The sequence below is a fragment of the Romboutsia hominis genome, from assembly GCF_900002575.1.
Lineage (GTDB): Bacteria > Bacillota > Clostridia > Peptostreptococcales > Peptostreptococcaceae > Romboutsia_C > Romboutsia_C hominis.
Window position 1 is genome coordinate 1,485,521 of the sequence record NZ_LN650648.1, and the last position, 14,702, is coordinate 1,500,222.

The following is a 14,702-nucleotide window of genomic DNA, read 5'->3' on the forward strand; positions in this document are numbered from 1 at the left end:
CTACATATATAGTATCTAACAAATCTCATTAATTAAAATAATGTATTAAATTTAAAATGTTTAGGAGGAAAAAATGAGTAATTTAGATTCAGACCCCGGGAACTTGATCCCACAATTAGTTTTAATAGTAATACTTACAAGTATTAATGCATTCTTTGCTTCAGCAGAAATGGCTATAGTTTCTGTTAACAAATCAAAAATCAAATCTTTAAGCGATGAAGGTAATAAAAAAGCAATCTTACTTCAAAGGCTTATAGCAGAACCTAGTAACTTCTTATCTACTATACAAATTGGTATAACACTAGCTGGTTTTTTCTCAAGTGCATCTGCTGCTACTGGGTTATCTAGCTATTTAGAGACAGTATTAATTCCATTAAACCTTCCATATACTAGTGAAATATCTATGATAAGTATAACTTTATTATTATCATACTTTACACTAGTTTTTGGTGAATTAGTACCTAAGAGAATAGCTCTTAAAAAAGCTGAAAGTATAGCACTATTTTCTGTAAAGCCAGTTTATCTTATATCTATAATCGCTAAACCCTTTATAAAAATACTTTCTATGTCCACTTCTCTAGTTTTAAAGTTAACTAAAAATAATGACGTTGATATAGAAGAAAAAATATCTGAAGAAGAATTAAGGTCACTTATAATACAATCTCAAGAAGATGGCTGTATAGAATATGATGAAAAGCAAATGATATATAAAGTATTTGACTTTAATGATAAGTTGGCTAAAGAAATAATGACTCCAAGAAGTGATACTTTTTTAATAGATATAGATGATGATATAAATACTATATTAGATGAAATATGTGATCTTAATTATTCAAGGATACCAGTTTTCAAAGATGATATAGATAATATAGTAGGTGTATTGTATATTAAAGATCTATTTAATGAAGCCAGAAAAGTAGGATTTGAAAATGTTAAATTAGAAAACCTTCTTCATGAACCTTATTTTGTTCCAGAAATTAAAAGAACTAATGAACTATTTAAGGTTTTAAAAGAAAAAAAAATACATCTTTCTTTATTATTTGATGAGTATGGAGGCTTTAGTGGAATAGTTACATTAGAAGACTTAATAGAAGAAATTGTCGGTGATATAGAAGATGAATATGATTTAGAAGAAAAACCTATAAAAAAAATTGATGATAATAATTATATAGTCAAAGGTTCTCTATCTATAAATGATTTTAATGAAGAATTTGAACTTGATTTAGATGAAGGAGATTATGATACTTTAAATGGTTATTTAATAACTAATTTAGATGAAATTCCTGATGAAAATACAGAGCTTTTAATAAATGATATTAAGTTTACTATTCTAAAAGTTGAAAATAGAAGAATTCAAGATATTAAAATTCATTTTGATAATATATTTCATGAGGTTGATAATTAAAATTTCTATATAAAAGTGAGCTATCTTTATATAAAGATAGCTCATTTTATGTTATAAAATATGATTTTAAAATCCGTAGTTTTCATTTATATAGTTAAGCATTTGATCACCTAATGTCACATAATAGTATATAGTGTATAAATAATCAGAAAAAACTAATTTGCTTGATTCTGGATCATCTTTTAAAAGTCCATCTATCAATATTAATTGATCTCGTAAAAGTGCTTGATATACAGATGATAGTATTTGCAGTTGATCTGCAACAAATATATCTGGCTGAGAATCTTTATATATACTTTTATGTCTTTCTAGATTATTAGATACCCCTTGTAATTGATTCATATATGATGTTATTTGTGGTTTTAGTATCCCACTTTTTTCCTTTATAGTTTGAGTATTTATATCTATAGTTCTCATATTGTCTCTTATCATTTTGATTTCTCTAAATATATTAGCAAGAGCTTCCTTGTCTTGCAGGTCTTGTACTACTACAGGCACTGTGCTTATTTTATTTTCAATAGCATATATTTTGTTTGTAAAAATACCTAAACAAAGTAGTATACTAGCTATAGTTAATATTACTTTAGTGGGCTTATTTTTCATTAAAATTCTCCTTTTACTAAGTTGTTGTATATTTATATTATCTACAGTACAACTATTATTATTCTTTGTATAATTAAAAATACATTGCTATTTTATATAATTTTTTTAATCAAATCATTTATAAAAATAAAAAAAACTATAGTTATCACTATAGTTTTTTATTTCCATTTTTCTAATACTTCTATCATAAATTTAGCTACATCTATCTTATATATTTCTTTTAAATTGTCTCCTTTAAATACATCTCTTGACTTTCCATATGCTACTATTTCTCCATTGTTAACTAAACATACATCATCACTAAAAAAATGTACTAAATTTAAGTCATGAAGTACTCCAATTACTATTTTATTTTTTTCTTTAGCCCAAGTAGATAGATGCTTTAGTAACTCTATTTGATACTTTAAATCTAAGTGGTTAGTTGGTTCATCAAGAAGTATTACATCTGGATCCTGAGCAAATGTTCTAGCTAAAAATACCCTTTGAAGCTGACCTCCTGATAATTCAGTAATAGGCTTATCTTTAATGTCTAATAATCCTACTTTATCTATTGAATCTAATATTAACTCTTTATCTTTTTTATTTAAAGAGTTAAATATACCACTAGAGTGTGCATATCTTCCAAGTGAAACTGTTTCATATATACTATATGGAAAGTATATTTGACTTATTTGGCTCATAAGGGCTATTTTAGTAGCTAATTGTTTTCTACTTAAAGTATTTACTTCATCATTGTCTATTTTTATGCTGCCTCTATAATCTATAATATTTGCAATGGACTTTAGTAATGTACTTTTACCACATCCATTTGGACCTACTATACATAAATTTTTACCCTTTTCTACTTTAAAACTTACATTTTTTATTATATCTACATTATCATAACTACAAAAAAGATTTTTAACTTCTAACATATTATGACCTCTTACCTTTACTAAAATATACATAAGCAAAAAATGGCGCACCAATTATAGCCGTCACAGCACCTACTGGTAGTTCTGCTGGTGTTACTACAGTTCTTGCTATTAAGTCTGTTATTACCATTAAGCTCCCACCAAATACAAATGACATTGGTATTACGTAAGAGTGCTTAGAACCAAATATACGTCTAACTATATGAGGTGCTATCAAGTCTACAAATCCTATAGTCCCACTTAATGCTACCGCACTTCCTGTAAGTATTGCTGAAAATATAAATAGTCTTTTTTTCACTTTAGTAGTATTTACTCCGACAGCTTTAGCTTGTTCTTCACCAAAAGTTAATATATCCATTTCTTTTGTATATATTAAAATACCAACTATACCTATTACACAAAATGGTATTATAGCTTTAACTGCTGAGAATCCTTTCATAGCAAAACTTCCCATTTGCCATAGACTTATACTTTTTAAATCTTCACTAAATAACGCCGTTATAGTTGTTAAAAGCGCATTTACAAATAAAGAAAATACCATACCCGCAAGTATTATGGTGTTATTTGACATTGTTTTATCTATTTTAGAGGAAAATACTATAACTCCATATACTGTAAAAAGCCCAAATAAAAAACCTATTAAAGGTAGAGTTAAATTTCCTAAAAAAGGTATGTTTACCCCAAGTATTATAACTAGACCTGCACCTAGTGATGCACCTGATGATACTCCTAGGGTATATGGAGATGCTAGTTCATTTTTTAAAATAGATTGGACTACTGATCCACTTACAGCAAGTGAACCACCAACTAAAAATGCTAGTAATACTCTTGGTACTCTAAGGGCCCATATTATAGATACATCTTTAGGATTTATATTATCTCCTAGTGATAGATTAAATAATTTGTAAAAAAGTATCTGTGCAGTGTCTATTATATTAATATTGGAACTTCCAATAGAAGTTCCAATACAAAATATTATAAATACTATTGGGATAGAAAGTAATGCCCACTTTCTAGTTGTTGTATACATTTGGATATATTGCCTTTGCCATCTCATTTAGGGCTTTTATTATATGTTGAGATGGACGAGATGATGAATTTGTATCTATTTGATAAACTTGATTATTTTTTACTGCATTTATATTTTCCCAACCTTCACGACCTTTTATTTCATCAGTTGGATTTTCTATGTAATTAACATTAGTTAATATAACATCTGGATTTTTATCTATTATAGTTTCTGCACTTGGTGATATCCAAGCATTTTCATCTTTAAGTATATTTTCAGCTCCTATTAATTCTATCATTTCATTTAAGAATGTCGAGTTACCAAAGCTATAAAGATTTGGAGCTGGTCCTATTTCAAAATAAACTTTTTTCTTATTTTTTATATCTTTACCTTTTTTAGCTATATCCTCAATTTGAGATTTCGTATTTTCTACTATTTTCTTGCCTTTTTCCTTAGTGTTAGTTACTTCAGATATAAAAGTTATATCGTCATATATCCCTTGTATACTATTACTACTTGGTATGTAAGCTACACTTATTCCAGATTCTTCAACTATCTTAAATGGATCTTCAGTTGAACCAGTTTTATTATGCCCTGATGCTACTATTATGTCAGGCTCTAATCCTATTATTTTTTCTGCATCTGGCTTGGAAAAATCTATTAATTCTACATTATCTGGTATACCAGCGACATCTGCTGAATACTTATCTACTGCTACTAGCTTATCAGCAAGTCCAAGTTCTACTAATACTTCAGTATTAGATGGTGCTGTTGATATTATTCTATCTATTTTATTTGGTACTTTAATCTCTCTGCCTTCTCTGTCTTTTATAACCACTTCTTTACTTGAACATCCAACTACTGTAAGCATTACCAAGGTTACAGCCATTATTATACTTAATACTTTCTTTTTCATATTTTACTCCTTATTTTTAAATTTTCCTTATAAGTTTTTTATTCTATGTCGTTGTCTTTATTTAATTCAACATAGAAGCATCCTGAAGGGGTATTTACAAATTTAAATTTTAACTCATCTACTTCATTGTTTTGTCTTTCATGTCTATGCATTAATCTAATTAATTTTTAGTTATTATTAAATGACATATCCTTGAACTTACTCCTCCTTTCTTTTAAATATTTATAGTTTTATAGATACAAATTATCATTTTACTAAGGATTATGTAATCTTTAATCTTAGTTTATCATTATATCGTGTCAAAATGTGTCATTTTAATGTCAAATGAAGTACATTTATACTTTATTATTTTTAAACATATCTTATTATTTAAGTTATATAAAGATAAGAATATTTTGATTTAACACTTATTTCTATATTTAACTGCAGTGTTATTAGCTGAAATGATATTTATATAAATTAAATACAAAAAGCACACTCTTAGAGTATGCTAAATTATTCAAATTAATTATATACCCTACCCTCAGAAGGCAATAGATTAAAAAGTACTGGCAGGTATCCCGGCTCAACTTCTTCCTACTTTCTTGCCTTCCCGAATTATCAGTGGCTTTTTAAGATTTCGTCAGTTTTACGGTTACTGGGGTAGCTTAGAATTTTCATCTAATTCCCTATTAAGTCTACTTGACACCAAGCACTTTATATTTATTAAATTTTATACATTCAAGTATTATATACTTTAATTTAATTATATCAAAACCTTTATTTATAATCTACTTTAAATATTTTATCTATAAATTAATATATTTATTTTAATATCTTTTTAAGTAATTTTAATTTGCCCTTATAAGGTGCATATCTAACTGGTATATCTATTAAATTTGACTTTTTAAGTATACTCTTTTTATGTGTAAAAGTATCAAAGCTTTTCTTACCATGATAAGATCCCATTCCACTAGTTCCTCTACCTCCAAATGGAAGATTTGAAGTGGCTAGATGGATTATAGTATCATTTATACACCCTCCTCCAAAAGCTATATTATTTGTTATGTATTTTTCAATATCTTTATTTTTAGTAAATAAATATAGTGCTAGTGGATTTGGATGTTTTTTTACTATTTCTATTATATCTTTATAATCTTTATAAGTTATTATAGGAAGTAGTGGTCCAAATATTTCTTCATCCATTATAGGATAAGTATGGTCTATATTATCTATAATGGTCGGTGCTATTTTTAATTTAGATTTATCTATATTTCCACCTATAATTACATCTGTGTTTTTCATAAGATTATTTAATCTATCAAAGTGTGTTTTATTTATTATTTTAGGATAGTCCACACTTTCAATAGGATTATTTCCATAAAACTTTATTATATATTTTTTCATATTATCTATTAAATCTTTTTTAATATCTTTGTGCACTATAATATAATCAGGTGCTACACAGGTTTGACCCGCATTTAAAAATTTCCCCCATACTATTCTTTTAGCACTTAGGTCTACATTTGCTGACTTTTCTACTATACAAGGGCTTTTACCTCCTAGTTCAAGGGTTACTGGTGTTAAATATTTAGATGCTTTATTCATTACTATCTTTCCTACATTTACACTACCTGTAAAGAATATATAATCAAATCTTTCTTCTAATATCTGTTGATTAACTCCTATTCCACCTTCTATTACGTTTATATATCCTCTTTCAAAGTACTTATTTATAATATCAACTATTACCTTAGAAGTATGAACTGAAAACTCCGATGGCTTAAGTATTGAGCAATTTCCACCAGCTATAGCACCTATAAGCGGAGATATAGTTAATTGGAAGGGATAATTCCAAGGCGCCATTATAAGTACTACTCCATAAGGTTCACTTACTATATAACTTTTAGCAGGAAATTGAGTTATAGGAGTTGATACTTTCTTATTTTTGCTCCAACTTTTTAAATGTTTTATAGCGTAGTTTATCTCCTCTAATACTATACCAATTTCTGTTTCATATCCTTCAAAATGTGATTTTCCTAAATCTTTATAAAGTGCATTAAGTATAGCCTCTTCATTTTCTACTATAGCTTTTTTAAGAGTTTTTAATTTATCTAATCTAAAGTTTATATCTTTAGTCTTATTGCTTTCAAAGTATAACCTTTGATTATTTAATATATCTTTTATCAATCTCTCATCTCTTTTCTGTGAATTTACATATATTGTATTATTATAATTATATATTATTTATTGTATATTGAGGAGGTTGTTATGGTCTATTTATTATTTTTTTTTATGACTTTATCTTTAATAAGCCTTATTTATTTTACATATAAACCTTTTAAAAATTTAAGGCCTATTTTAAAAACTGTAACTAGCTTATTATTTATAGGAATATGTATAAATGGATATAGTTCTAGTAATAATTTTACTTATTTTATACTTATACTTATGGGGCTTATATTTTCACTATTTGGAGATATATTTCTTATATTTGAGAATGGAAGTAAAAACTCTATGGGTAATGCTTTTATTCATGGTCTTTTAAGCTTTAGTATAACTCATATATTCTTTTCCTTATGTTTTGTATCTATTACTTCTTTAACTGTTTATGATATTTTATTTACTGCTATACTTTCCATAGGTTCTTTATCTATACTAAAGTCTATTAAAAACTTTGATTTTAAAGGAGTATTTAGATATATAGCCTTTTATGCTGTACTTATTAGCTTTATGTTTATAAAATCAATATCTTTATATTTAGTAGGATTTAATAATTTTGGAGTATTTTTAGTTATAATTGGAGCATTATTATTTATAGTTTCTGATTTAATATTGTCTTTTGTATATTTTTATAGAGATTGTCCAAAATTTATGGCAGGTCTTAATCTTTTAGTTTATTACATTGCACAATGTTGTATAGCATTAAGTGTTTCATACATGTAAAAATACCCCTATGTCTTAAGTTTTGACGTATGGGTTATTTTATTAAATTTTATATTTTAGCTTTTTTATATAATAGTAAATAAATAATTGAAACTATCATTGAAACTAATAATAGACTTAAAAATAACCAAGACTTATTAAAATTATATACATGTGCAGATAACATTGGCCCAAGTGCATATCCAAAAGATTCAGATGCTCCAACTATACCAAATACGCTACCCTTTATTTTAGGATTTTCCCCAAACTCTGATAAAAGACTTTGAAGTGAAGCATTTAAAAAAGTTGCTCCAAGAAAATATACTATTATTATAGTGGTAAATATAGATATGCTTCTTGTAAAGGATAATCCAAGTAAGGTTATATTAATAACACAAAAAAATAAAAATAATTGTCTTTTATTTCCTATCTTATCACTTACCCACCATGCAATAGGTGCTCCTAACCCAAATTCAAATAAGTATATTGATATAATTGATGAAGTGTACGATGTAGTAGCTCCCAGCACTTCCTGTCCATAAAAATGGAATAAAGCAACTACACATCCATATATATAGTCTCCTAAAAATGCAATAGCGCATAACATAATTATTTTATATTTTAAACTATATCTTTTAATTTCTTCTTTTATAGCTTTCTTTTTGCTACTACACTTAGAATGATCCAATTTGCCTTTTTCTATCTTAAATATTACATATATAAGTGTAAGCAATATCCCTCCTGAAGATAAATAAAATACAATATCATAACTACCAGTATTTGATAAAATGTATCCAGCAATAGCAGCACCTATTCCTCCACCGAATGTAAAAACTGCTGCTGCTAATCCTGTACTTTCTCCTCTTCTAGTTACTTCTACGGATCTTGATAATATAGAATAAGTAGCAGGTGCTAACATACCAAGTACTGCTCCTTGTATTATGTATAAGCTTTCTGCTATTATATGCTTATTTGTTATGGTATAACAAAATGGAACAAAGGTCATTAGTATCAAAGCAAATATTAAAGTTTTTTATCTCCTATATAATCAGATACTCTCCCAAATAGAATCTGTGCTAGTGTTTTGCTTACTCCATATAAAGACATTATAGTACCAATCATAACTGTAGTTATTCCAATTGAATCAAGGAAAAGTGGTATTATAGGAATCATAAAGCTATAACTTATTCCAAATATAAATCTATAAGTACAAAATTGTCTAAGTTCTAGCTTTTGAAAGAGAACATTGTTTTTTATACTCATATCTACCTCCTAAGTATGAGCAGATTGTTTTTGTAAAGTTTCTGTCCACTTTAGTATATTCAAGTAATCTTAATATTATTATTTAACATTCAAAGCATATACGTTTTATTTAATTAATAATATACAACTGTAAGATATAAAATGAGGAGCAATCATTTTGATAGCTCCTCGTTTTATATAAATTTAAAATTCGTAAATTTTAAGCTATATTCTGTCTTTAAATATATTATATATACCTTAATTCAAGTTTATATGAATATGATTTTTTCCTTCTCCGTATCTTTTTAAAGGTTTTACAGTAGGTCCTTCTAATACATTTCCTTTATAATCATATCTAGAAGCATGGCATGGGCAGTCCCAAGTTTTTTCTGCTGAATTAAATCTAAGTTCGCAACCTAGATGAGTACAAGTTATATCAACTATATAAAGTTCATCATTAAGATGTCTATAAGCCCCATATCTTTTTCCATCAATAGTTACAATCTGCCCTTCTCCTTTTTCTATATATAATTCTTCTTTTCCTATATTAAATTTCCCTTTTATATACTCTATTGTCATATTTAAATTTTCTTTATAAAAATCTGTTGTTAAATAGCTACTTTTTCTAGATGGATTAAATAGATTTTCATATATAGATTCTTTTTTAGCTATAAGATCACTTATTATTATTGCTGATAAAGTTCCATTACTCATTCCCCACTTAGAAAATCCTGTAGCTACATATACATTGTCTTGTTTTTTGTTTATATAACCTATATAAGGTAGGTAGTCATAACTCATATAATCTTGAGCTGACCATTGATATTTAAATTCTTTAATTTTAAATTTATCTTTTGCATAATTTTTTAGTTTTTCATACATTTCTTCTTCATTTTTACACTGACCAACTTTATGATCTCCACCACCAAATATTAATAGTTTTCTGTTACCTTCATTATAAGTTCTAAATGTTATCCCTTGTTCCTCAACTCCTAAAAACATTCCTGGGATTATGTCTTTTTCTAGTTTGCCAGCTATTAAATAAGACCTTCCTCCCTTTTCTTTTGCAAAGTAAAGGTTTTTACCATCATACCAAGGCATATGTGATGCTATTACAACTATATCTGCAAAAATTTTATTATTTTTGTTGGTTCTTAATTCACAAACTTCTCCTTTATTAAAGTCAACTATAGGTGTATTTTCATAAACTTTAACCCCTAAGTTTATACATTCTTTTAGTAATCCATCTATATACTTTTTAGGATTAAATTGACATTGATTTTTAAAACTAATAGCTCCCTTCACATCTACTGGTAAATCTAAACTTTTATGGTACTCGCAATCAATCCCTATTTTTTTACAAATCTCATATTCCTCTTTTAATTCTTCTAAGTAATTTTCATTTTGTGCAAGTATATATGAGTCTTCTCTTTTTAAATTACAGTCTATATTGTGTTCTTTTGTTATTTTTTCAATTAAATTAAGTGCCTGATTATTACCTTCATAGTATAATTTAGCATCTTCTATTCCGTACTTTTGGTTTAGCTTTGAATATATTATTCCATGTTGTGAAGTTATCTTTCCAGTATTTCTCCCAGAACCTCCATAACCTATTTTATTAGCATCAACAATAGTAGATTTTAAACCATTTTTAGCTAATAAATAAGCTGTTGTAACTCCTACTATTCCTCCACCAACTATTAAAATATTTGTTTTTATATTTTTTTCTAAGTTACCTAACTCACTATGCTTAGAGCTTAAAATCCAATAAGATTCATTCATTTCATTTCTCCTTAATTTAATTTGTCCATGATATAGTATATTTCCCATTAAAATACATAATTATTATAAATATTGAGCTTAAATATACAAATAAACCATTATAAATACATAAACAAAAAGCTATCTTACTTTGTAAGATAGCTTTTTGTTATTTTTAATTAATCTTATTTATAAAGTTAATTAATTCTTATTATTTGCATATTAACTGAATTTGGTATTGTTTTTATATTTCTGTTAGAAAAATTATATAAGTCAAGCTCCTCTTCACAATTTCCAGTAGTATATATAGCTCCATTACTAATTGAATTTTTAATACCTTCTTCACAGTATGCTAGTGACCCTTTGATTAAAGCTTCATTTACTCTAAGTCCAACTATATAAGTATTATACGAATTTCCTGTTACTGTATACTTAATATAATATGTGGCATTTGGAGATAAAACTACAGTCATGCCATCATTTTTAACACTTATATCTGTACCATTTATAAAACTAGAATTAAATACAAATCTTGATGTTGGGCTAATACTTACTGATTCTGACTGAACTAGATAAGCATTATTTTGAACTGTTGAATTTCCTTTTTCTCCTCTTGGTCCCTGTGGTCCAATCTTACCTTGAAGCCCTTGTTCTCCTTTTTCTCCTCTTGGCCCTTGTGGCCCTGTTTTACCTTCAAGTCCTGGTTCTCCCTTTTCTCCTCTTGGCCCTTGTGGCCCTATCTTACCTTGAAGCCCTTTTTCTCCTCTTGGCCCCTGTGGTCCTACCTTCCCTTCAGGTCCTTGCTCCCCTTTTTCTCCTCTTGGTCCCTGTGGTCCTATCTTACCTTCAGGTCCTTGCTCTCCTTTCTCTCCTCTTGGTCCCTGTGGCCCTATCTTACCTTGAAGCCCTTGTTCTCCTTTTGGTCCCTGTGGTCCTACCTTCCCTTCAGGTCCTTGCTCCCCTTTTTCTCCTCTTGGTCCCTGTGGTCCTATCTTACCTTCAGGTCCTTGCTCCCCTTTTTCTCCTCTTGGTCCCTGTGGTCCTATCTTCCCTTCAGGTCCTTGCTCCCCTTTTTCTCCTCTTGGTCCCTGTGGTCCTATCTTACCTTCAGGTCCTTGCTCTCCTTTCTCTCCTCTTGGTCCCTGTGGTCCTACCTTCCCTTCAGGTCCTTGCTCTCCTTTCTCTCCTCTTGGTCCCTGTGGTCCTATCTTACCTTGAGGACCTTGTTCTCCTTTCGCTCCCCTTCCTACTGTTTCTCTTTTATATTTATCATACGTACGCTCTATAACTTTGGAGTTATCGCATTCTATATCATTTTTAGATGATTTTGATTTTGAAGCATATCTTTTATATTTATCCAACACGCTCTCCCCCTTGCCTACTCTTAATTATAATATCTTTCTACCACTATAATTTATATGCTATAAATATAATCTTAAATTCTTAAAATATTACTAAAACAAGTATTAATATTTTATATTTATACTTATTTTTTATATTCTAAATACATTAATTCCTTTTATATTCCAAGTATATTTATATAGTTTCTGCAGCCATATACATTTGATACCTTATATTCTTTATCTGCCTCACAATTTGATTTATAGTAATATCTTATAAATGGATACTCTATGCTATCATCATCTATAATAGGTGTGCCCCATGATTTACCAAAATCAGAAGATTTACTTATATTTAAATTTCCATATTCTATCCATTGCATATGTAAAATATTTTTATGTTCTATTATATGAGGGATATTACAAGCTGAGGATTTATTTACATATACACTGTCACTTATCGATATGCCTTCTTTATTTAAATCGACTCTTTTATAGATTGGTTGGTATTTACTAGAATTGTTTTCTGAATAGGCTATATGGTACGTATTGTTTGTTCCTTTTGTAACTGATAAATGGATTTTTTCTTTGTTTGAATTGGTTATTTGTATTGGATTATACCAAATTGAGTTTTCATGATTTAAGGTACACATAAATACTTCCTCGTATCCTTTTACTACTTTAAAGTAAAACACACTTATATTGGTATTATCACATATTACAGTAAAATTATTTATATCTTCATATCCGACTATATCTATAATTGACATTATATCTTCTTTATCTCTTTTTATATTATGAATTAATTTGTATAATTTACTTTTATTATCCTTTAAATAATATATGATATGAATATCTTTACCTATCTTACTTATATATGGAAAACTTATTGTATGTTTAGAATTATCATAACTAATAATACTAGCTTTATTTATTTTGTCATTATTTATGTCTATTTTAATTAAGCTTCCCTGCTTATCATCATATATTCCATATATGTTATCTTGTTCATCTATATCAAACCATATATCTGTACTTCCTTTTATATTATCAATTACTTTACTTGAAGATATTAACTCGAAGTTTGAATCAAAATTTGCTATATTAATTCCATTCTTAAAAAATATCTTTGATATACACTTATCTGATTTTCTTATTAGTATTTCAGTATTTTGTATAAATGTCATCCTACCCCCTCCTTAATAATACTACAATATATTCATATAGATAATATTTATACCTTGTTAAAAAATATTTTATTTAGATACAAGCTGTAACAATTGTCCTTTTATTTCATATCATATGGGTAAGAAGATTAAAATCTTTTTATAAATTAATATAATTGGGAGGATATTTATAGATGGATGACTTTAGAGGTTTGACAACAAAAAAATTTGTGCCATCAGATTATTGTTCTGACGGATGCTGTAAAGGTTTAAAATGGGATTGTAAGGATACATTATGCTACCCAATATTAACTAATAGAATATTTAGCTGCGCAATTTTAAAAAGTGCGACACTATCAACAATTTTAAGAAATGCTACATTTAAAGTAGTAACACCTTTGACTTATGGTTTAGCTGGTGAAAAAGTATGTATAAAAGAAGTAGTAGGTGTTAAATATAAATGCTTAGGTTTAAGAAATAATTATAGCGATGATCCAAAGCACCCTGATGCTATCCTTAAAGAGTGTTTAGACGATGAAGATTTATGTTTTAAACCTATTAGTGGACCTATTTGCTCTTGTAAAGATTCTAGTGGTTATTCTAAAAAATTATACAACGAGTATATATCAAAAGAAAAATTTCAAAAGCACTATTGTTTAGATGATATTTGCAATACTAAAGGTTGCGATGATGAATCAGAAGGAATTAAGATAAAAATATATCATAATGATGTAGAATATTACGTATGTGATTTTAAGGTAATAGTAAAAGCTCAGTTAAAAGATTGCCCAGATAAAGAGTTTTTAGGTGTGTTTGAAATCCCTGGAATTACAAAGTTAAGTGATTGTATAAATCTTAATAATCTTAAAGAAACAGGTTTAGGACTTCCATCTCCTTATTTCTACGGAAACCTATGTGTTCCTTTTGAAAGAGATTCTTTAATATACAAAAAATTCGATGGTAGATTTAAGGTAGATTGTGTTACTAGAGCTAGTGAATTATACCCTGTATATAGTTCTTCTAGTTTAGAAAACTCTGAGTCTGATTCTGGTGAATCAGAAAACTCTGAATCTGGTTCTAGTGAATTAGTAAACCTTAAATCTGGTCCTAATAAATATAAATTTAAAGCTGATATAGTATTATGCTTTAGACCTAAAGAAACTGTATATACTATAATAAAAGATGTAATAGGTGTAAAAGGAACTCTTGATATAGAATGCGATTGCGATATTTCACAACCTGGTGATAATGATTGTTGTGATAATCACCATGGTTGTCACGATTCAAAACCATGTAATTGTGGATCTTCTGATACCTATGACGAGATTGAAGATTAATTAATAAAAACTATTAATAGATAAAAAAGATAGCGTGGTAATTATCACGCTATCTTTTTTATCTATTAAACTATATCTACTAAGAAGTCATAAAATTATTTTTTT

Annotated in this window: 11 protein-coding genes, 1 pseudogene and 1 riboswitch; of the genes and pseudogenes, 3 read left to right on the forward strand and 9 right to left on the reverse strand. The window is 27.7% G+C overall.

From position 1 onward, the window contains the following. The first annotated feature begins 73 nt into the window (after nucleotides 1-73). Entirely contained in the window at nucleotides 74-1,405 is a 1,332-nt protein-coding gene (locus FRIFI_RS07215) for a hemolysin family protein (protein WP_166505462.1), read from the forward strand. Between the two features lie 66 nt (nucleotides 1,406-1,471). Here FRIFI_RS07215 and FRIFI_RS07220 read toward each other — a convergent pair whose 3' ends face one another. The 5 genes from FRIFI_RS07220 to FRIFI_RS07240 all read right to left on the reverse strand — a co-directional run bounded on the left by FRIFI_RS07220 (nucleotide 1,472) and on the right by FRIFI_RS07240 (nucleotide 7,073). Then, complete coding sequence (locus FRIFI_RS07220; protein WP_092925740.1) at nucleotides 1,472-2,008, reverse strand: hypothetical protein; 537 nt, start codon at nucleotides 2,006-2,008, stop codon at nucleotides 1,472-1,474. A 158-nt stretch (nucleotides 2,009-2,166) separates the two neighbouring features. Continuing rightward, nucleotides 2,167-2,922 (reverse strand): ABC transporter ATP-binding protein, encoded by a 756-nt coding sequence (locus FRIFI_RS07225; protein WP_092925738.1) that lies wholly within the window; start codon nucleotides 2,920-2,922, stop codon nucleotides 2,167-2,169. Between the two features lies 1 nt (nucleotide 2,923). Then, nucleotides 2,924-3,952, reverse strand: coding sequence for a FecCD family ABC transporter permease (locus FRIFI_RS07230; RefSeq protein ID WP_092925736.1), 1,029 nt, complete (start codon nucleotides 3,950-3,952; stop codon nucleotides 2,924-2,926). Beyond that, nucleotides 3,936-4,847, reverse strand: coding sequence for an ABC transporter substrate-binding protein (locus tag FRIFI_RS07235; RefSeq protein ID WP_092925734.1), 912 nt, complete (start codon nucleotides 4,845-4,847; stop codon nucleotides 3,936-3,938). Before FRIFI_RS07235 ends, FRIFI_RS07230 begins: the two co-directional genes overlap by 17 nt. Nucleotides 4,848-5,380: 533 nt before the next feature. Next, nucleotides 5,381-5,555, reverse strand: a riboswitch (cobalamin riboswitch). Nucleotides 5,556-5,651: 96 nt separating this feature from the next. Then, nucleotides 5,652-7,073, reverse strand: a complete 1,422-nt coding sequence (locus FRIFI_RS07240; protein WP_330405617.1) for an aldehyde dehydrogenase — start codon at nucleotides 7,071-7,073, stop codon at nucleotides 5,652-5,654. Between the two features lie 24 nt (nucleotides 7,074-7,097). Here FRIFI_RS07240 and FRIFI_RS07245 point away from each other — a divergent pair, with 24 nt between their 5' ends. Continuing rightward, nucleotides 7,098-7,772, forward strand: a complete 675-nt coding sequence (locus FRIFI_RS07245) for a lysoplasmalogenase family protein (protein WP_166505463.1) — start codon at nucleotides 7,098-7,100, stop codon at nucleotides 7,770-7,772. Nucleotides 7,773-7,821: 49 nt separating this feature from the next. On the opposite strand, the pseudogene FRIFI_RS07250 reads toward FRIFI_RS07245, so the two are convergent. The 4 genes and pseudogenes from FRIFI_RS07250 to FRIFI_RS07265 all read right to left on the reverse strand — a co-directional run bounded on the left by FRIFI_RS07250 (nucleotide 7,822) and on the right by FRIFI_RS07265 (nucleotide 13,281). Next, nucleotides 7,822-9,014, reverse strand: a pseudogene (locus FRIFI_RS07250) (MFS transporter). Between the two features lie 237 nt (nucleotides 9,015-9,251). After that, nucleotides 9,252-10,775, reverse strand: a complete 1,524-nt coding sequence (locus FRIFI_RS07255) for an FAD-dependent oxidoreductase (protein ID WP_166505464.1) — start codon at nucleotides 10,773-10,775, stop codon at nucleotides 9,252-9,254. 176 nt (nucleotides 10,776-10,951) lie between these two features. Beyond that, complete coding sequence (locus FRIFI_RS07260) at nucleotides 10,952-12,115, reverse strand: collagen-like domain-containing protein (protein WP_242977291.1); 1,164 nt, start codon at nucleotides 12,113-12,115, stop codon at nucleotides 10,952-10,954. A 158-nt stretch (nucleotides 12,116-12,273) separates the two neighbouring features. Further along, entirely contained in the window at nucleotides 12,274-13,281 is a 1,008-nt protein-coding gene (locus FRIFI_RS07265) for a hypothetical protein (RefSeq protein WP_166505466.1), read from the reverse strand. 173 nt (nucleotides 13,282-13,454) lie between these two features. Here FRIFI_RS07265 and FRIFI_RS07270 point away from each other — a divergent pair, with 173 nt between their 5' ends. Further along, on the forward strand, nucleotides 13,455-14,597 hold the full coding sequence (locus tag FRIFI_RS07270; protein ID WP_166505467.1) for a hypothetical protein: 1,143 nt from the start codon (nucleotides 13,455-13,457) through the stop codon (nucleotides 14,595-14,597). The last annotated feature ends 105 nt before the right edge of the window (nucleotides 14,598-14,702 follow it).

Coding starts and splice junctions, on each gene's coding strand:
- FRIFI_RS07215 (WP_166505462.1), top strand. CDS start 74: ATGAGTAATTTAGATTCAGACCCCGGGAACTTGATCCCACAATTAGTT.
- FRIFI_RS07220 (WP_092925740.1), bottom strand. CDS start 2,008: ATGAAAAATAAGCCCACTAAAGTAATATTAACTATAGCTAGTATACTA.
- FRIFI_RS07225 (WP_092925738.1), bottom strand. CDS start 2,922: ATGTTAGAAGTTAAAAATCTTTTTTGTAGTTATGATAATGTAGATATA.
- FRIFI_RS07230 (WP_092925736.1), bottom strand. CDS start 3,952: ATGTATACAACAACTAGAAAGTGGGCATTACTTTCTATCCCAATAGTA.
- FRIFI_RS07235 (WP_092925734.1), bottom strand. CDS start 4,847: ATGAAAAAGAAAGTATTAAGTATAATAATGGCTGTAACCTTGGTAATG.
- FRIFI_RS07245 (WP_166505463.1), top strand. CDS start 7,098: ATGGTCTATTTATTATTTTTTTTTATGACTTTATCTTTAATAAGCCTT.
- FRIFI_RS07255 (WP_166505464.1), bottom strand. CDS start 10,775: ATGAATGAATCTTATTGGATTTTAAGCTCTAAGCATAGTGAGTTAGGT.
- FRIFI_RS07265 (WP_166505466.1), bottom strand. CDS start 13,281: ATGACATTTATACAAAATACTGAAATACTAATAAGAAAATCAGATAAG.
- FRIFI_RS07270 (WP_166505467.1), top strand. CDS start 13,455: ATGGATGACTTTAGAGGTTTGACAACAAAAAAATTTGTGCCATCAGAT.